Consider the following 17,898-nt stretch of genomic DNA (forward strand, 5'->3'; position numbering starts at 1 on the left):
CGGCGACGGCGGCGGAGCGGGCGGGGGCGCGGTCGGCGCCCGGGGTTGGAGCACCGGGGGCGGTCACAGGAAGAGTCCGATCAAGGCGTCGAGGGACCAGGCCTGCCAGCTCATGGCGAACAGCGCGACGAGCGAAATCAGCGCCATCATCGCGTTCTGCCCCTGCTCGGCCCAGTCGTGGATCATCAGTACCAGGTACAGCAGGTTCAGCAACAGGCCGCCCACGAGCGCCACCGGGGTCAGGAAGCCGAACACCAGGCCGAGCCCCAGGGCGAGTTCGGCGTAGACGACGACGTACGCGATGAGCCGGGGGCGGGGCTGGACGACCTTCGTGAAGCCGCTCTTGACGAACGACCAGCGGTGTTTGCCGGCGACGTCGGCGGCCCAGGCGATGCCGGTGCCGCGTTCGAACCAGCCCTTCTTGTCCTTGTGCCGCCAGCTCTCCAGCCACCACAGCCCGAGGCCTATGCGCAGCACGGCGAGCCATTCGGCTCCGCTGAGCCAGATGGTCTGCATCGGCAGCCCCCACCCCTCGTCCCTCACCCACACCGATCTGACGGTACGTCAGTTCAGCGGATCGGGGCCGATCCCGCAAGGCCCCGGGAGCCGGTCACGCCCCCGGACCCCCGAAAAGCCGCCCGTACCCGGTGACGCCCTCCGCGGAGGCGCCCGCCGCGCGCAGGGCGGCCCACAGCAGTACCTGGTTGGCGGTCAACACCGGCCGACCGAGGGTGGCCTCCAGGGCCCCGATCACCCCGACGGAACGGAACCCGTTGCCGCCGATCACGACCGCGTCGGCGGTATCGGGCAGCCGCGAGGCCACCCAGTCGTGCAGGGCCTTCGGCCGGACCGCGCGCTGCTCGCCGGGGAGCCCGCACGGGGCGGCGTACGGGACCTCGAACCCGGCCTCCTCGTAGTACCCGCGTCCCAGGTCGTTCAGGGTGGTGTCGAACCACGGCGGGTCGACGAGGCCGATCCGCTCGACCCCCAGCACGCGCAGCGCCTCGACCACGGCGGCGCAGGTGGCGACGACCGGCAACCCGTGGGCCCGCTCCCCGAGCCGGGCCAGCATGTGCGCCTCGCCGCGCGCGCCGATGACGTACGCGGAGCTGGTGAAGGCGTAGCCGATCACGGCCACGGGCGCGGCGGCGAGGAGTTCGGCGGCGGCGTCCACGTGCGGGGGTTCGGCGAAGGCCCGCACCGGGCCGAGCGGGATCGTGGGGGCCATCGCCCCGCCGCCGGCCATGGCGGCGAACGGCACCCGGGCGGCGTGCAGGCCCACCTCGGGCGGGGCCATGGCGCGCAGCTCCGATTCGGGGCCGACGTCGGCGTGCGGGGTGAGGATTCCGAGGCGGACGCGTACGTCCCACCCGTCGGGCTGCCACATCAGGTACTCACCTGCTCCTCTCCGGAACGGGGGCCGGCGCGGGCGGCCGCGAGCCCCCACGGGACGGACGGGCCCCCACTGTGACAGCGGGACACCCACCCCGGCGCGAGGCAACGCCGACCGCGGCGGCCGGGACGCCGACGGCCACGCGAGCCGACGGGCCGACGACCACGGCGGCCGGCGCGACGACGGCCACGCGGGCCGAGGATCACGTCGCCAACGCGGCACCGACACGACACCAACACGGCACCAACACGGCGGACCGAGCGGCCCCACCCCCACGAAGCACCACCCGCACTCCCCCCATAACGGTCAATCCAGCCCCCCGTGATCGTTCCGCAATCGATTCACTCCTTGTCCGAGACCCATCAACTCTGAGTGTCGATACGATCACCCGTCATGCCCGAGCAGCCCGACATGAACACCCAGCCCCGCCCCGTGTACGTGATCGGCGCCGGTCCCGGCGGCCTCGCCGTCGCCGCCGCGCTCCGCGCGCGCGGCGTGCGCGCCGTCGTCGTGGAGAAGTCCGACGCGGTCGGGGCCTCCTGGCGGGGCCACTACGAGCGGCTGCGCCTGCACACCACCCGGCGCCTGTCCGCCCTGCCCGGGCTGGCGGTGCCGCGCCGGTTCGGGCGGTGGGTCGCGCGGGCGGACGTGGTCCGGTACCTGGAGAAGTACGCCGAGTTCCACGAGCTGGAGCTGGTCACCGGGGTCGAGGTGACCCGGATCGAGCGGGCCGCCGACGGCGCCGGCTGGACCCTCCACGCGAGCGGCGGGCGCCTGCTGGCGGCCCGGGCGGTGGTCGTGGCGACCGGCTTCAACCACACCCCGGCGCTGCCCGACTGGCCGGGCGCGGACACGTACACCGGAGAACTGCTGCACGCCGCCGCGTACCGCGAACCGAAGCCGTACGCGGGCCGGGACGTGCTGGTCGTCGGCGTCGGGAACACGGGCGCCGAGATAGCCGTGGACCTGGCCGACGGCGGGGCGTCCCGGGTGCGCCTCGCGGTGCGGACCGCCCCGCACGTCCTGCGGCGCTCGACCGCGGGCTGGCCCTCCCAGCGCACGGGGATCCTCGTCCGCAGGCTGCCCGTACGGCTCGTGGACCGGCTCGGGGCGATCGTCACGAGGCTCTCCGTGCCGGACCTGTCGGCGTACGGGCTCCCGCGTCCCACCACCGGCCTGTACAGCAGGGTCCGGGAAGGGGCGATCCCGGTGCAGGACGTCGGCCTGATCGACGCGGTGCGCGGCGGCCGGGTCGAGCCGGTCGCGGCGGTCGTCTCCTTCGACGGCGCCGAAGTGGTGCTGGCCGACGGTGCGCGGATCACCCCGGACGCGGTGGTCGCGGCGACGGGCTACCGGCGCGCCCTGGAGGACCTGGTCGGCCACCTCGACGTCCTCGACGGGCGCGGTCGACCCCTCGTACACGGCGGACGCAGCCCGCAGGGCGCTCCGGACCTGTACTTCACCGGCTACACGAACCCGATCAGCGGCATGCTGCGCGAACTGGCCCTGGACGCCGAAAAGATCGCGAAGTCCCTGTCCCGCCGCAAGCGTCGGTAGGCCGAAACCGCTCTGGACCACCCCCGAACGGATCTGCCACCGTTCGAACTTCGGGCACACACACCACCTCCACCACCTTTCCTGCGCATCCCTGTTCCTGACGGCGCGTCAGTTCAGTAATCTGACTACGCGTCAGCTATGGACTGCTTCGCGTTCCACCGAAGTACACCGAGGTCCATCGAGGTTCATCGAGCAGGAGCGGGCGGAACGATGCTTGGATCTACTCACGGCACCCTCACCACCGACTTCCGCGCACGTGTCGAGGCCTGCGGGGAGACCCCCAGGACGGCCGTCCACTCCACGGCCGCGCCCTCCTCCGAGGGCGCGATCGCCCTGGACGTCAGCGGACGGCCCCTGCACTCCGATGTGCCCGACCTGGACCGGTTCTTCCGGCCCGAGTCCGTGGCCGTCATCGGTGCCTCCGACGCCGACGGCAGACCCAACACCGGCATCACCCGCCAACTCCTCGCCTGGGCCGAGCGCGTCGGCGCCCGGGTGTACCCCGTGCACCCCACCCGTCCGAGCGTCTTCGGCCTGCCCTGCCTGGCCGCCGTCGCCGACCTGCCCGAACAGGTCGACCTCGCGGTGATCCTCGTCGCCGATCCGCTGCCCGTCGTCGAGGAACTGGCCGAGGCCAAGGTCAGGTTCGCCGTCGCCTTCGCGTCCGGCTTCGCGGAGACCGGCGAGGCCGGCGCCGCCGCCCAGGCGCGGCTCGCCGCCGCCGTACGGCGCTCCGGGCTGCGCCTGCTCGGCCCGAACACCAACCTCAACGCCTTCGAGGAGTTCCGCCAGGACCTCGACGGGCCGGCCATCGCCCTCATCACCCAGTCCGGGCACCAGGGCCGGCCCGTCTACACCCTCCAGGAACTCGGCATCCGGCTCTCCCACTGGGCTCCCACCGGCAACGAGGCCGACCTGGAGACCGCCGACTTCATCTCCTACCTCGCCGAACAACCCGAGGTCGGGGCCATCGCCTGCTACGTGGAGGGCCTCAAGGACGGCCGTTCCTTCCTCCTCGCCGCCGACCGGGCCGCCCGCAACGGGGTCCCCGTCGTCGCCGTGAAGGTCGGCCGCACCGAGACCGGCGCCCGGATGGCCGCCTCGCACACCGGCAAGCTGACCGGCGCGGACACCGTCGTGGACGCCGCCATGCGGCAGTTCGGCGTCATCCGCGTCGACGGACTCGACGAACTCCAGGACACCGCCGCCCTCCTCGCCCGGGCCCGGCCGCCCCGGGCGGACGGCGTCGTCGTCTACTCCATCTCCGGCGGCACCGGCGCCCACTTCTCCGACCTGGCCACCGAAGCGGGCCTCACGCTCCCCACCCTCTCCGAGGCCAAACAGGCGGAACTCCACCAGTGGATCCCGCCGTACCTCGGCGTCTCCAATCCGGTCGACAACGGCGGCCACCCCGTCGGCGACTGGCGCGGCCGCAAGATCATCGACACGATCCTGGCGGACCCGTCCGTCGGCGTCCTGATCTGTCCCATCACCGGGCCGTTCCCCCCGATGAGCGACAAGCTCGCCCAGGACCTGGTGGACGCCGCCGAGCAGACCGACAAGCTCATCTGCGTGATCTGGGGCTCCCCCGTCGGCACCGAGGAGGCCTACCGCACCACCCTCCTCGGCTCCTCCCGCGTGGCCACCTTCCGCACCTTCGGCAACTGCATCACCGCCGTCCGCGCCTACCTCGCCCACCACCGCTTCACCGCGTCCTACCGCTCCCCCTTCGACGAGGCACCCCGCACCCCCTCCCCCTCGTACCGCAAGGCCCAGGCCCTGATGCGGCCCGGCCAGCAGCTCAGCGAACACTCCGCCAAGCAGCTCCTGCGCGCGTACGGCATCCGCGTACCGCGCGAGCAACTGGTGACGAGCGCGGCGGCCGCCGTACGGGCGGCCGGACTCGTCGGCTACCCGGTCGTCATGAAGGCCTCCGGCCCCCAACTCGGCCACAAGACCGAACTCGGCCTGGTCAAGGTCGCCCTCACCTCGGCGAGCCAGATCCGCGACGCGTACCGCGAACTCACCGACATAGCCCGCTACGAGAACATCCCCCTGGACGGGATCCTCGTCTGCCAAATGGTGGAACGCGGCGTCGAGATGGTCGTCGGCGTCACCCAGGACGACCTCTTCGGCCCGACCGTCACCGTCGGCCTCGGCGGGGTCCTGGTCGAAGTCCTGCGGGACGCGGCGGTCCGCGTGCCGCCGTTCGGCGAGGACCAGGCCCGCACGATGCTCACCGAACTGCGCGGCCACCCGCTCCTGGAGGGCGTACGGGGCGCACCCCCGGCCGACGTCGACGCGCTCGTGGAAGTCATCCTCCGCGTCCAGCGGATGGCCCTCGAACTGGGCGACGAACTCTCCGAACTGGACATCAACCCCCTGATGGTCCTCCCCCGGGGCCAGGGCGCGGTGGCCCTGGACGCCCTCGCCATCTGCCGCTGACCTGGCCGGTCGGTACGGGGCCACTCCCCGGCACAACCGGACGCCCGACCCGGACCGCCCGGCGGGGACTCGCAGCCGGGGCTCGGCCCCGGACCCCGAACCCGAACCGGACCCCCACCCCACCCCGCCCCCCAGGAGGCACCCGTGACCCTCACCCCCTCGGACGAGATCCGCCACAGGATCGAGAACAGCGTCTCCTGGATCACCCTCAATCGCCCCGAGGCCATGAACGCCCTCACCCGGGACCAACGCGAACGCGTCATCGCCCTGCTCACCGACGCCTCCGCCGACCCCGCCGTCCGGGCGGTCGTCATCACCGCCACCGGCAAGGGCTTCTGCGCCGGCGCCGACCTCCGCAGCAGCGGCCCCACCCCCGCAACCGCCGGAGGCAACCGCATCGCCGGCGACGTCACCCGCATGATCCGCCTCGGCGCCCAACGCCTCATCACCGCGGTCCTGGACTGCGAAAAACCCGTCATCGCCGCGGTCAACGGCACCGCCGCCGGCATCGGCGCCCACCTCGCCCTCGCCTGCGACCTCGTCCTCGCCGCCGAACCGGCGCGCTTCATCGAGGTGTTCGTCCGCCGCGGCCTCGTCCCGGACGGCGCCGGCGCGTACCTGCTGCCCCGCCTCGTCGGCCCGCAGAAGGCGAAGGAGCTGCTGTTCTTCGGCGACGCCGTCCCCGCCGAGGACGCCGCCCGCCTCGGCCTCGTCAACAAGGTGGTGCCGGCCGACGAGCTGGAGGAAACCGCCCGCGCCTGGGCCGAGCGCCTCGCCCAGGGCCCCACCCGCGCCCTCGCCCTCACGAAGCAGCTGGTCAACGTCTCCCTGGACGGTGACCGGGCCACCGCGCTCGCCGCCGAAGCCACCGCCCAGGAACTCAACATGACCACCGCCGACGCGAACGAGGGCGTGGCCGGTTTCGTGGAGCGCCGCACCCCCAAGTACCTGGGCCGCTGACCAGGAGGGGCCCGCGATCAGCCCCGCGGGTCGGGCTTCAGCAGCGCGAACACCGCCCCCGCCGGGTCGGCGACCCAGGCGATCCGCCCGACCCCGGCGATGTCCTCGGCCGGCATGGGCACCGACCCACCCGCCCCCAACGCCGCCGCGGCGACCCCGTCGACGTCCGGGACGTTGAAGTACGGCACCCACCGCGGGATCCGCCCGCCCTCGTCACCCAGCGGAGCGACCCCGCCGAAGGTGCCCTCCTGCTGCTCCCCGTCGGCGATGGACAGCACCCGGTACGTCATCCCGGGCATCCCCATCTCGGAGTGCCGCCACCCGAACACCCCGCCGTAGAAGGAGAGGGCCGCGAGCGGGTCCGGGACGTGCAGCTCCGCCCACACCAGGCTCTTCTCGGCGGAGGTGAGGTCGAGCCCGCCCGTCCCCCCGGGCTGCCAGCACGCGAACTCGGCGCCCTGCGGGTCGGTGAACTGGGCGAGCCACCCCTCGCCCATGACGTCGCCGGGTTCCATCCGCACCGCCCCGCCGCCGGCCCGCACGGCATCGGTGGTGGCCTGGATGTCGGAGGTCATGAAGTGGAGCATCCACGCGGACGTCGCCCCCTCCTCGGTGAGCGGGCCGAGCGCGGCGACGGTCTTCCCGTCCACCTGGAAGAAGCCGTACCCGCCCGCCTCGGGCCCGGCCGAGGCGAAGTCCCAGCCGAGCGCCGCCCCGTAGAACGCGGCGGCCGCCGCGGTGTCGGGGCTGCCGAGGTCGAGCCAGTTGGGCGAGCCGGTACGGAAGTCGGTGCCGAGCATGGGGTTCCTCCTTGAGGGCGTACGGGGCTGCACGGTCCCGGGCCACGATGCCCCCGCCCGCCGGAGCGCCCCCGCACGAGCCGCCCCGCACGCCCCCGGTTCACCCGAACGCCCGAGCCCCGTCCGCGTCCGCGTCCGACCGGAGGACCTTCAGCACGTCGGCGTCCGGGCCGTACAGCCACGTGAACAACTCGGGCCGCTCGGTCGTGCCCGAGATCCGCCAGGCGGGTACGGATCCGGTACAGGACCGGATGTCGAGCCACACCCCGTCCCGGTTCGCCGGCGCCGCCTCGGGGTCGAAGCTCCACGTCCCGTCGCCCGTGCACCGGTCGATCCCACCGTCGCGGGCCACCACGGGCAGCGCTTCGGCGCTCATCGTGCCGTCCCGGTGGAGCACCAGGCGGGCGCCCCCGTCGCCGGTCCACGTCCCGGCGTACTCGGACGCCGCGAGGCGGGGCGGCCGGTACTCCGGCAGGAGCCCGGCCAGGCCCGCGGCGTGGCCGCCTCCGAGGAGCAGCAGGCCCGCACCCGTTACGCCCGCGGCCCGGCGGATCATGCCCCACGGGCGGACGTCGCGGGCGCGGGCGTAGCGGGCGGCGGCCACCGGGAGCAGCCCGGTCCCCGCCACCCACGCCCAGGTCGGCCCGTAGGGGAGGTCGAACCGCCACCGGCCGGCGGCCGCGTAGAGCGCGGCGAGCGCGGCGGTCAGCAGTACGGCCCAGACGCCGGCCGGTACGCGGCCGCGCCGGCCCAGGGCGTGCGCGGAACCCGTGACGGGCAGGGCGAACAGGGCCGCGTGCAGCAGGCCGAGCACGGGGAGCAGCAGCGGGGAGAGGAGGAGGAGCCCCGTCAGGAGGACGGCTCCGAACGCCCCTTCGCCCCGGTCGTGGTCGTACGGGCCCGCGAGACCGGTGAGGACGAAGGCCGCGGCGAGGAGCAGGAGGGGCTGTCCGGCGGAGATGACCGCCGCCGCGGGAAGTTCCCGGCCCAGGAACGTGGCCGGGCGGACCGTTTCGTCGTGCGTCATGGCGTCGCCCCCGCATCCAGTTTTGAACAAGTTCAATCACTTGCTGCCCGCACCCTACCCCCCACCCGCACCACCACCGGCCGGGACCCCCGCACGACCCCGCACCCCCCGCGCGACCTCAACGCGACCCTTCCCATCTGACGACCCGTCAGCTTCAATCGGGGGTGTGATGGGACACGCAGGGATGGCGGCCACCGTCGTCCGATACCTCAGGTCAGCCGGCGCCCCCGCATCCGCGGCCCCGGAGTCCGTCGACGCTCTGCCCCGGCCCGCGCTGCGGGCCGTCGGTCGGGACGAGCGCGCGCCCGTCGGTCCCGCGGAGTTCCGGGCCGTACTGGGCCGGTTCGCCAGCGGGGTCACGGTCATCACCGCGCCGCCGGGCGAGGGCGAGGACGGCCCGGCGGGCTTCGCCTGCCAGTCCTTCGCCTCGCTCTCCCTCGACCCGCCCCTGGTCACCTTCATGGTGGCCCGTACGTCGACCACCTGGCCGCGGATCGCCCGCGCCGGGGTGTTCTGCGTCAACATCCTGGGCGCCGAACAGGGCGCGCTGTGCCGGGGGTTCGCCGTCAGCGGAGCCGACAAGTTCGCCGGGGTCGGCCACCGGCCGGCGCCCGTCACCGGCTCGCCGCAGCTCGACGACGTGCCCGCCTGGATCGACTGCCGCATCCAGGCCGTGCACACCGGCGGGGACCACCTCATCGTCGTCGGCCGCGTCGCGGCCATGGGCGCCGAGGGCGAGGGCGACCCGCTCCTCTTCCACCAGGGCCGCTTCGGCCGCTTCGCCCCCTGACGGAGGACGACGCCACCTCACGGCACCCCACCCCACACCCCGGTCCGCACCCCACCCCGCACCCCGGCCCCGCCGCCCCCTCCCGGGGCGCGGGGCCGGACCCGTACCCCCCGCTCAGAAGGTGAGCACCCCGCGCGCCACCCGCCCGTGGTGGGCGTCGTCGGCCGCCTTGGCGAAGTCCTCGATCGGGTAGACCTCCGTCACCAGCTCGTCGAGCAGCAGCCGGCCCTGCCGGTACAACTCCGCGTACAGGGCGATGTCGCGCTGGGGGCGGGAGGACCCGTACCGGCAACCCATGATCGTCTTGTCCAGGTACATGGACGAGACGAGGAACGACGCCTCCTCCTTGAACCCCGGCACCCCGAGCAGGATCGCCTGCCCGTGCCGGTCCAGCAGGTCGACGGCCTGCCGGATCAACCTCACGTTGCCCACGCACTCGAAGGCGTGGTCCGCGCCCGTCGGCAGGATCTCGCGGACGGCGGCCGAGGAGTCCCCGGCGGCCGACGCGTCGATGAAGTGGGTGGCCCCGAACCGCCGGGCCACCGCCTCCTTCGCCGGGTTCGCGTCGACGGCGACGATCGTCGTCGCGCCGGCTATCCGGGCGCCCTGGAGGACGTTCAGGCCGATCCCGCCGGTGCCGATGACGACGACGCTCTCCCCCCGGTCGACCTTCGCCCGGTTCAGCACCGCCCCGACGCCCGTCAGCACCCCGCAGCCGATGAGCGCCGCCGAGGTCAGCGGCACGTCCCGGGGGATCTTCACGGCCTGCACGGCCTTGACGATCGTCCGCTCCGCGAAAGCCGAGTTGGAGGCGAACTGGAACAGCGGCTTCCCGCCCCGACGGAAGGGCTGACCGGGCATCCCGATCGCCTTGCGGCACATTGTCGGACGCCCCCGGTCGCAGTCCGGGCACGCCCCGCAGTTCGCGAGCGTGGACAGCGAGACGTGGTCGCCCGCCGCCACGTGCGTGACGCCCGCGCCGACCGCCTCGACCACCCCGGCGCCCTCGTGCCCGAGCACCACCGGCGGCGGGAACGGGATCGTCCCGTCGATCACCGACAGGTCGCTGTGACACAGCCCGGCCGCCTTGACGGCGACGAGCACCTCCCCCGGTCCCGGGTCGCGGATCTCCAGATCGTCGACCACTTGGGCCTGCTTGCCGTCGAACACGACGCCTCTCACCTGGGCTCCTTAGGCAGGCCGAGCACCCGCTCGGCGATGATGTTCCGCTGGATCTCGTCCGAGCCGCCGTAGATCGTGTCGGCCCGGGTGAACAGCAAGAGCCGCTGTGCCTCGTCGAGTCCCCGCTCGTACGGGACGTCGGGCGCCCAGGGCACCGGCCCGGCCGTCGCCGCCGCCCCCCGGACCTCGACCGCCAGCTCTCCGAGCCGCCGGTGCCAGCCGGCCCACAGCAGCTTCGCCACGCTCGGCGCCCCCGGGTCACCGGCGCAGCCGAGCGTGCGCAGCGCGTTCCAGCGCATGGTGCGCAGTTCGGCCCACTGCCGGACGAGGCGTTCGCGCAGGACCGGGTCCGGGGCGCCGGCGGCGAGGTGGTCGGCCAGGACGCGTTCCAGTTCGGCGGCGAAGCCGATCTGTTGGACGAGGGTGGAGACGCCGCGTTCCAGGGCGAGCAGGCCCATGGCGACGCTCCAGCCGTTGCCCTCCCCGCCGACGGTCTCGGTGGCGACCGCCCCGTCGAAGAACACCTCGTTGAACTCGGCGGTGCCCGACATCTGCCGGATCGGGCGGACCTCGACGCGGCCCGGCTGGTCCATGGGCACCAGCAGGAACGACAGGCCCCGGTGCCGGCGGGAGCCGGCCTCGGTGCGGGCGAGGACGAAGCACCAGTCGGCGTCCTGGGCGAGGGAGGTCCAGATCTTCTGCCCGGTGACGCGCGGCAGCCCGTCCGCGGGGTCGCGCACGGCGACGGTACGGATGCCCGCCAGGTCCGACCCGGCGTCCGGTTCGCTGTACCCCTGGCACCACAGTTCCTCGCCGCGGGCGATGCCGGGCAGGAACCGGGCCTGCTGCTCGGGGGTGCCGTGGGCGATCAGGGTCGGCGCGAGGAGGTTCTCCCCGATGTGGCCGACCCGGCCGGGCGCGCGCAGCGCCGCGTACTCCTCCGCCCAGACGACCTGGCCGGTGAGGGAGAGCCGCTGCTGCCCGTACGCGCCGGCGGGGACGTCCCAGCCCTGCCCGATCCAGCCGCCGCGACCCAACTCCCGTTCCCAGTCGCGCCGCTGCTGCGTCCCCTCGTACTCGGCGCCCGGCCCGCCGAGGCCGCGCAGGTCCGCGTACGGTCCGTCGAGGCGGGCGGTGAGCCAGGTCCGGGCGCGGGCGCGCAGCTCCTCGTCGCCGGCTCCGAGGCTGAAGTCCATGCGGTCTCCCTGTCAGGCGTCGGCGGGACGGCGATCGGTGGTGCGACGGCGGGGGTCGTCCGTGCTTCGGCCGCCCGCGCCCCTCCCCGGGCCGCGGGTCACGCGTTGGGCCGGTCCTTGGCGGCGGCGGCCCGGGCCATCGCCTCCAGTTGCGCGAGCATCGGCATCGGGTCGGTGCCGACGGTCCCGGGCAGGAAGTCGGCGATCTTCTCGGGGGTCCAGGAGCCTTCGGCGTACCCGGCGCGCAGTTCGCGCGGCTGGGCCCACACGGCGATCTTCGGGCCGGCGATCGTGTACACCTGCCCGGTGATGTTCTCGGCGCGGGCCCGGTCGCTGAGCAGGTAGGTGACGAGGGCGGCGACGTCCTCGGGCTCCCCGATCTCCTTCAGCTCCATCGGGACGCCCGCGGACATCCGGGTGCGGGCGACGGGGGCTACGGCGTTGGCGGTGACCCCGTACTTGTGGAGGCCGAGGGCGGCGCTGCGGACGAGGGAGATGATTCCGCCCTTGGCCGCGCTGTAGTTGGCCTGGGCGACGGAGCCCTGGTGGTTGCCGCTGGTGAAGCCGATGAGCGTGCCCGTGCCCTGCTTGCGCATGACGGCGGAGGCGGCGCGGAAGACGGTGAAGGTGCCCTTGAGGTGGGTGGCGAGGACCGGGTCCCATTCCTCCTCGGACATGTTGAAGAGCATCCGTTCGCGCAGGATGCCGGCGACGCACACCACCCCGTCGACGCGCCCGTACCGGGCGAGGGCCGTGTCGATGACGCGCTGGCCGCCGGCCATGGTGGAGATGTCGTCGGCCACGGCGACGGCCTCCCCGCCCGCGGCGGTGATCTCCTTCACGACCGAAGCGGCGACCTCGCTGGTCGGCTCCCCGCCCTCGATGCCGACGCCGTAGTCGTTGACGACGACCGAGGCTCCCTCGGCGGCCGCGGCAAGCGCCACGGCCCGCCCGATGCCCCGGCCCGCGCCCGTGACGGCGACGACCTTGTCTGCCAAGAAGTTCCCCATGCCGGCCCCTTCCCGCGTTTTCTGACGGACCGTTAGATTCTAGGGGCAGCCCGACGCACCAGCACAAGACCCGGTCGCCGCCACCTTCACCAGGAGCTGATGAGGCCCATGTCCCTGCCCCCCGAGTTCCACGACATCGCCAAGCGCGTCAACAACTGGGGCCGCTGGGGCGCCGACGACGAGATCGGCACCCTGAACCTGATCACCGACCCGGTCGTCCGGGCCGCGGCCGCCGGCGTCCGCAGGGGCCGCCGGGTCCCGCTCGCGCTCCCGCTGGAAGAGGACGGCGTCCAGGTCGGCATGATCCCGGGCCGGATCAACCCGCTGCACACGATGGTGCAGATCAACCAGGAGATCTTCGGCCCGGGCACGGTGGCGTGCAGCGACGACGCCGTGACGATGGGACTCCAGGCGGCCACCCACTGGGACGCCCTGACGCACGTCTCGCACTCGGGGAAGATCTACAACGGCCGCCCGGCCTCCTCCGTCACCGCGCACTCCCGCGCCGCGTTCAGCGGCATCGACAAGGCCCGGCACATCGTCTCGCGCGGCGTCCTGCTGGACGTGGCCCGCGCGAAGGGCGTGGACCGGCTGGCGGGCGGCCACGCGGTGACCCCCGAGGACCTCGTGGAGGCGGAGGAGTTCGGTGGGGTCACGGTCCGCGCCGGCGACATCGTCCTCGTCCGCACCGGCCAGATCCAGGTCTACCTGGCGGGCGACAAGCACGGCTACGGCTTCCCCTCACCCGGCCTGTCCGTCCGCACCCCCCAGTGGTTCCACGCCCGGGACGTCGCGGCCGTCGCCAACGACACCCTGACCTTCGAGATCTTCCCGCCGGAGATCGACAACCTGTGGCTGCCGGTGCACGCCCTGGACCTGGTCGAGATGGGCATGCACCAGGGTCAGAACTGGAACCTGGAGGAGTTGTCCACAGCCTGTGCGGAAGAGGCCCGCTACTCCTTCCTCCTCTCCGCCATGCCGGAACCCTTCGTCGGCGGCACGGGCACCCCGGTGGCCCCGATCGCCGTCTTCTGACCCACCCCCTCCCGGGGCCCGCGCCCGGACGCGGCGGCGCGGCGTTCCGTACGGTTCCGTCGCCCCCGCCCGCGCTCCGCGCCCTTCGCGCCACCGGCGCGGCGGTGGGCCCGCGGGGCGGGCGGTGGGGCGGGGAGCCCGGGCCGGGCAAGGGGGCGGGGGCCGCACCCGTGGGTTCCGGCCGGGTGCGGTGGGACTGCGGGCGGGGCTGCTGGGGCTCGGGGAACCCTGAGGTATGCCCACAAGAGCCGCAGCGAGGCCGATTTCGCCCTTCTCGACCCCGGGTGACCTTCGAAAGGATGGTCACGCGTCTTCAGGCCGCCGTCACGGGCGCGCGGCTTCCCGGACGCCGAATCAGAGGGGTTCCACCATGTCACCGCGCAAGATCCTGGCGATGATGACCGCGACCGCGGCCCTGATCGCAGGCCCCGTCCTGACCGCCCACGCCTCCGACGCCACCGGTTCCACCGGCTCCACCGCCACCGACTCGACGTCCGCCCGGTCCGCCCACCTCGGGCAGGCCCGCGACGCGGGGTTGAGCGCCCCGCAGGCGGCCGCCCTCCAGCAGCGGGTCGACGCCGTCCTCGCGAAGGACCCGGCGGCCCGCCAGGTCTCCGCGAACCGGATGACCACCGCCGGCGGCGCCCTGACCCTCGCCGTCCCGGGCCGGCCGGAGGCCCGCGACCTGGCCTCCCCGAACACCGCGCTCGCCTGCGGGCACGGCCACCTGTGCATCACCGACGGCCGGGGCGACACCTACGACTTCTACCGGTGCGGCTACTACGACTTCTGGGGCATCGGCGACGGCACGTTCCACAACAACCAGACCTCGGGCACCCGGGCCCGGTTCTACAACGACAACGGCAGCGAACGCTGGTCGAACGTCGCCAAGTCCACCGGCACCGCCTACTGGACCCCCGTCTACCACATCCGCCCCTGCTGACCCGCTCCTCCTGACGCCTCCCCAGCCGCCCGGCCCCCACCCCCCGGGCCGGGGGCACCCACCCGCGCCGCCGGTCCGGCATCCTGGGCCGGGACACCAGGGAAGGGGGCGGCGCGGGATGCGTGGGCACGCGTACGGGTTCCTGACCGCCGCACGGCCCGCGCCGGCAGACCTCGTACGGGTCCTCGGCGAGGCCTTCGGGGTGGGTGCGCGGGGGGTCGACGTCGGACCCGAGCACGAGGCCGAGGGACGGAACTGGGACGCTCCGATCACCTGCGGGTACGCGTACCTCGACCGGGGCGACCTGGCCTGCGCGCTCTCCATCTACGCCGTACCCGCCGTCACGGAGCCACCGACCCCCGGGGCCCTCGGACGGTCCCTGGCCCGGGAGTTGGGGACGACCGTACTGCTGGACGGGGGCCGCCCCGACATCGAGCGCGTGTTCACCCCCACCGGCGGCGCCACCTTCGCCCGGATCGAGGAGCCGGACGGCGACGAGACCGGCTGCCTGGTACTGGCCACCCAGGCCGGGGTGGCGGCGTTCCCGCACGCCCCGGTGCAGGGGCTGCCCGAGGTCGTGGCCAACCTGCCGCTCGCCCCCGCCGGCACCGACCCGCGGCTGTGGCGGTGGGCGGACCTCATCTGCCGCATGGAGGCCGACTGGCCGCCCGTCCGCTGGTACGGACTCGACCTGTACCGGGACGTCCTGACCTCCCGCGACGAGCTCGCCGACCTCGCGGAAGACCCCGAACTGGCGGCGCTGGACGCCCGCTTCCGGGCCGTGACGGTGGACGACGACGGCGCGGAGATCGGCACGGAGAACGGCACGGAGAACGACGCGGAGAACGACGCGGGCCCGAGCAGCACCGGCTCGGACGGCGCCGCCCGCCCGACCCCCGCCCCCTGGTACCGGCGTCGGCGACCCGTCGTGCTGCCGTGGCGGGTGCTGCCGCCCGCAGACCCGGAGGGCGCGCGCTGGTTGTGGGAGTGGGTGAGGGCCGGCTTCCCGGCCGCGGCCGACCTGACGGGCCTCGACCTCGGCGGGGCGGTCCTGTCCGGCGCCGACTTCTCGCAGACCCTGTTCACCGAAACCCGCCTCGCCGGCGCCCGGCTCGTCGGGACGGATTTCTACCGCTGCGACCTCCAGCGCGCCGACCTCTGCGGCGCCGACGCCACCGGCGCCCGCTTCGTACGGGCCGTCCTCGACGGCGCCGACCTGCGCGGGACCGTCCTCGACGGCGCCGACCTGGTCCGCGCGGAGCTCTACGGCGCCGACGCCCGCGGCGCGAGCCTGCGCGGCGCCCGCGTCCTGGGCGCCGCACTCCTGGACACCGACCTGCGCGGGGCGGACCTCAGCGGGGCGCGGGTGCGGGAGAACTCCTTCGAGGTGCTGCTGGACGACAGCACCCGCGTGACGGGGCTGACCGGGACGGTGTTCGGCCCGGCCGGCCTGATCGCACCGGACGGCAGCCGTCACCCGCTCGTCGGGTCCGCGCTGGAGGACTGGCTCCGGTCCCGCGGCGGCGACGTACGGGTCATCGCGCCCCCGGCCGCACCCGTACCCCCAAGGCGCCCGGCGGAGCCGGCAGCTGACCGGCGCCACCCCGGCGCCCCCGCCCCGCCCCGCCCCCGCACGCAACCCCTCAAGACCAGCGGGTGGCGGCGTGTGTCCGTGCACACCCCGAGCGCGGCACGGCAGCCGCCACCCCGCGACCCGCACTCGTCAAGGCAGGGCCCTTGGCGTCCCCTCGCCACGAATCGCTCACCACCAGGGTGATCAACAGGTGACAATCCGTCAACACCTCGTTAGAGGTACACGCGCGGTTCCCGATGGTGGGCAAAGTTTTCGTCGGGTGCGGTCCCGCTCGGCTCGGCCCGGTCGATCTCGCACCAGATGCGCTTGCCCGCACCCTCGCGCTGCCAGCCCCACCGGTCGGCGAGCCCGTCGACGAGTTCCAGGCCGCGCCCGCCGGTGTCGTCCCCGGCGGCCTGCCGGGGGGCCGGCGCCCGGTCGCTCGAGTCGGCGACCTCGACCCGCACCCCCGGCCCGCCGAACAGCATCCGCAGCACGGCCGGACAGCCCGTGTGCACGACCGCGTTCGTGACCAGTTCCGAGATCAGCAGGATCAACGTCTCGGCGAGCGGCTCGTCGTCCCGCACACCGCACCCCGCCATCCGGGACCGCGCCCAGCGGCGCGCCCGCCCGACCTCGGCGGGGTCCGGTCCTACCTCCAGCTGTACCTGAAGCACCTGCACCGCTCACACCATCCGAACCGGCGGACACTTCGCCTCGCGACAGGATGGGATCACGGAATGTGATCCCCGTGCTGTGCAGCATGGTTGACATACAGTCACCACAACAAGCGCTTCGGGCATATTCCAGCGCGAAGGAGTAGGCGTGGTGCATACTGTGCGACGCTCGCGCCGCTCAACCGCTCGCATTCGTGGGAGCGTACCGGAGCACACCCCCGCCTTCGGCCCGGATCGGGCTGGACCCAGGACACAAACCGATATCAACTCTCCGTAATCGGACATGCGTCCCGCCCCGTTCCTCCCGTGCCCCGCGGTCACGGTGAGCGACCGCCACACGCTCCTACCCCGTTACGGCGCCGCCAAGTCCAACTTCCGCAGCCGCCGATTCCGCGGCCAGCAGTTCCACGGCCAGCAGTTCCTCCGCCTCCCCCGCCGTGCGCCACTGCTCCGCGCGCACCCAGGCCCGCTTCAGGTGGAGGTGGACGTCCGCCTCCCAGGTGAAGCCCATGCCGCCGTGGACCTGGAGGCAGTCCCGGGCGTTGGCCACGGCCGCGGCGTCCGCGAGGAGCTTGGCGGCGGCGATCCCGCCGGGGCCCTCGGCCCCGGCGGCCGTCACCGCCGCCGCGTACACGGCCGTACGGGCCAGCTCGGCGCGGACCAGCATGCCCGCGCACAGGTGTTTGACGGCCTGGAAGGCGCCGATCGGCCTGCCGAACTGCTCGCGCTCGGCCGCGTACCGCACGGCCAGTTCCAGCGTCCGCAGCGCGCTGCCGAGCTGGAGGGCCGCCGTGAGCAGCGCTCCCGCGTCCCGGTACGGGGCGAGGTCGCCGGCCGGGGTCCCGGCGCCGGGCCGGGCCCGGTGCAGGGGGGTCAGCGGGTCCGCCGAGCGGACCGGTTCGCCCGGCGGCGGCGACGGGGCGCCGAGGACGGCGTCGGCCTCCGCGAGGTGGCTGATCAGGTCGCCGCCCAGGTCGAAGGCGGTGACGACGGTGGTGCCCGCGGCGGCCCCCGGTACGGTGCCGGCCGCCAGGTGGGTGGCGACCAGCGGGCCGGGCAGCAGGGCCCGGCCGGCTTCCTCGAACAGGAGCACGGCCTCGGGGAGGCCGAGGCCGACCCCGCCGTCGACCTCGGGCAGGCGCAGCGCGAAGAAGCCGGCCTCGCCCAGCTCCCGCCACAGGTTCCGGTCGAGGGCGGTCCCGGAGTCCAGTGAGGTCCGCAGCGCCTCGCGTCCCCAGCGGCGGGCGAGCAGGTCGCGCAGGGTCGCCTTGAGGTCCCGTTGGTCTTCGGTCGGCTGGAAGTCCACGGCC

16 protein-coding genes are annotated in these 17,898 nt (G+C 74.1%); 7 read left to right on the top strand and 9 right to left on the bottom strand.

Annotated features, from left to right (window positions below; all coding sequences use genetic code 11):
- Positions 1–63 precede the first annotated feature (63 nt).
- Positions 64–516 carry a DoxX family protein gene (locus ACZ4XJ_RS33380; RefSeq protein ID WP_468498374.1) on the bottom strand — a complete coding sequence of 151 codons (453 nt, stop codon included), beginning with the start codon at positions 514–516 and terminating at the stop codon, positions 64–66.
- Between the two features lie 94 nt (positions 517–610).
- Entirely contained in the window at positions 611–1,387 is a 777-nt protein-coding gene (locus ACZ4XJ_RS33385; protein ID WP_468498352.1) for a maleate cis-trans isomerase family protein, read from the bottom strand.
- 399 nt (positions 1,388–1,786) lie between these two features.
- Here ACZ4XJ_RS33385 and ACZ4XJ_RS33390 point away from each other — a divergent pair, with 399 nt between their 5' ends.
- The 3 genes from ACZ4XJ_RS33390 (at position 1,787) to ACZ4XJ_RS33400 (ending at position 6,355) form a co-directional block, all read left to right on the top strand.
- Positions 1,787–2,950, top strand: a complete 1,164-nt coding sequence (locus ACZ4XJ_RS33390) for a flavin-containing monooxygenase (protein ID WP_362879454.1) — start codon at positions 1,787–1,789, stop codon at positions 2,948–2,950.
- A 210-nt stretch (positions 2,951–3,160) separates the two neighbouring features.
- Positions 3,161–5,395 (top strand): acetate--CoA ligase family protein, encoded by a 2,235-nt coding sequence (locus tag ACZ4XJ_RS33395; protein WP_468498353.1) that lies wholly within the window; start codon positions 3,161–3,163, stop codon positions 5,393–5,395.
- A gap of 225 nt (positions 5,396–5,620) precedes the next feature.
- Positions 5,621–6,355: an enoyl-CoA hydratase/isomerase family protein gene (locus ACZ4XJ_RS33400; RefSeq protein ID WP_468498375.1), complete on the top strand. Its 735-nt coding sequence runs from the start codon at positions 5,621–5,623 to the stop codon at positions 6,353–6,355.
- Positions 6,356–6,372: 17 nt separating this feature from the next.
- Here the strand turns inward: ACZ4XJ_RS33400 and ACZ4XJ_RS33405 are convergent, their stop codons facing one another.
- Both ACZ4XJ_RS33405 and ACZ4XJ_RS33410 read right to left on the bottom strand, forming a co-directional pair.
- Entirely contained in the window at positions 6,373–7,155 is a 783-nt protein-coding gene (locus ACZ4XJ_RS33405) for a VOC family protein (protein ID WP_468498354.1), read from the bottom strand.
- Between the two features lie 100 nt (positions 7,156–7,255).
- A complete protein-coding gene (locus ACZ4XJ_RS33410) occupies positions 7,256–8,182 on the bottom strand; it encodes a hypothetical protein (RefSeq protein WP_468498355.1) in 927 nt (308 codons plus the stop codon).
- A gap of 169 nt (positions 8,183–8,351) precedes the next feature.
- On the opposite strand from ACZ4XJ_RS33410, the gene ACZ4XJ_RS33415 reads away from it, so the two are divergent.
- Positions 8,352–8,972 (top strand): flavin reductase family protein, encoded by a 621-nt coding sequence (locus tag ACZ4XJ_RS33415; protein ID WP_362879528.1) that lies wholly within the window; start codon positions 8,352–8,354, stop codon positions 8,970–8,972.
- Between the two features lie 114 nt (positions 8,973–9,086).
- Here ACZ4XJ_RS33415 and ACZ4XJ_RS33420 read toward each other — a convergent pair whose 3' ends face one another.
- The 3 genes from ACZ4XJ_RS33420 to ACZ4XJ_RS33430 form a co-directional block, all read right to left on the bottom strand.
- Positions 9,087–10,154: a Zn-dependent alcohol dehydrogenase gene (locus ACZ4XJ_RS33420; RefSeq protein ID WP_362879462.1), complete on the bottom strand. Its 1,068-nt coding sequence runs from the start codon at positions 10,152–10,154 to the stop codon at positions 9,087–9,089.
- The gene (locus tag ACZ4XJ_RS33425) at positions 10,151–11,350 is read right to left on the bottom strand and encodes an acyl-CoA dehydrogenase family protein (protein WP_468498356.1); all 1,200 of its coding nucleotides are present in this window, start codon (positions 11,348–11,350) and stop codon (positions 10,151–10,153) included. Before ACZ4XJ_RS33425 ends, ACZ4XJ_RS33420 begins: the two co-directional genes overlap by 4 nt.
- Before the next feature lie 98 nt (positions 11,351–11,448).
- Complete coding sequence (locus ACZ4XJ_RS33430; protein ID WP_468498357.1) at positions 11,449–12,360, bottom strand: SDR family NAD(P)-dependent oxidoreductase; 912 nt, start codon at positions 12,358–12,360, stop codon at positions 11,449–11,451.
- 108 nt (positions 12,361–12,468) lie between these two features.
- Between ACZ4XJ_RS33430 and ACZ4XJ_RS33435 the strand changes: the two genes are divergently transcribed.
- From ACZ4XJ_RS33435 to ACZ4XJ_RS33445, 3 genes are all read left to right on the top strand, one after another.
- Entirely contained in the window at positions 12,469–13,395 is a 927-nt protein-coding gene (locus tag ACZ4XJ_RS33435; protein WP_362879468.1) for a cyclase family protein, read from the top strand.
- 370 nt (positions 13,396–13,765) lie between these two features.
- Positions 13,766–14,338 carry a hypothetical protein gene (locus ACZ4XJ_RS33440; RefSeq protein ID WP_468498358.1) on the top strand — a complete coding sequence of 191 codons (573 nt, stop codon included), beginning with the start codon at positions 13,766–13,768 and terminating at the stop codon, positions 14,336–14,338.
- Between the two features lie 118 nt (positions 14,339–14,456).
- Positions 14,457–16,115, top strand: a complete 1,659-nt coding sequence (locus ACZ4XJ_RS33445; RefSeq protein ID WP_468498359.1) for a pentapeptide repeat-containing protein — start codon at positions 14,457–14,459, stop codon at positions 16,113–16,115.
- A 29-nt stretch (positions 16,116–16,144) separates the two neighbouring features.
- Here ACZ4XJ_RS33445 and ACZ4XJ_RS33450 read toward each other — a convergent pair whose 3' ends face one another.
- Positions 16,145–16,594 carry an ATP-binding protein gene (locus tag ACZ4XJ_RS33450; RefSeq protein WP_468498360.1) on the bottom strand — a complete coding sequence of 150 codons (450 nt, stop codon included), beginning with the start codon at positions 16,592–16,594 and terminating at the stop codon, positions 16,145–16,147.
- A 337-nt stretch (positions 16,595–16,931) separates the two neighbouring features.
- Positions 16,932–17,894: an acyl-CoA dehydrogenase family protein gene (locus ACZ4XJ_RS33455; protein ID WP_468498361.1), complete on the bottom strand. Its 963-nt coding sequence runs from the start codon at positions 17,892–17,894 to the stop codon at positions 16,932–16,934.
- Positions 17,895–17,898 lie beyond the last annotated feature (4 nt).

This window comes from Streptomyces sp. NPDC029836 (assembly GCF_055574495.1).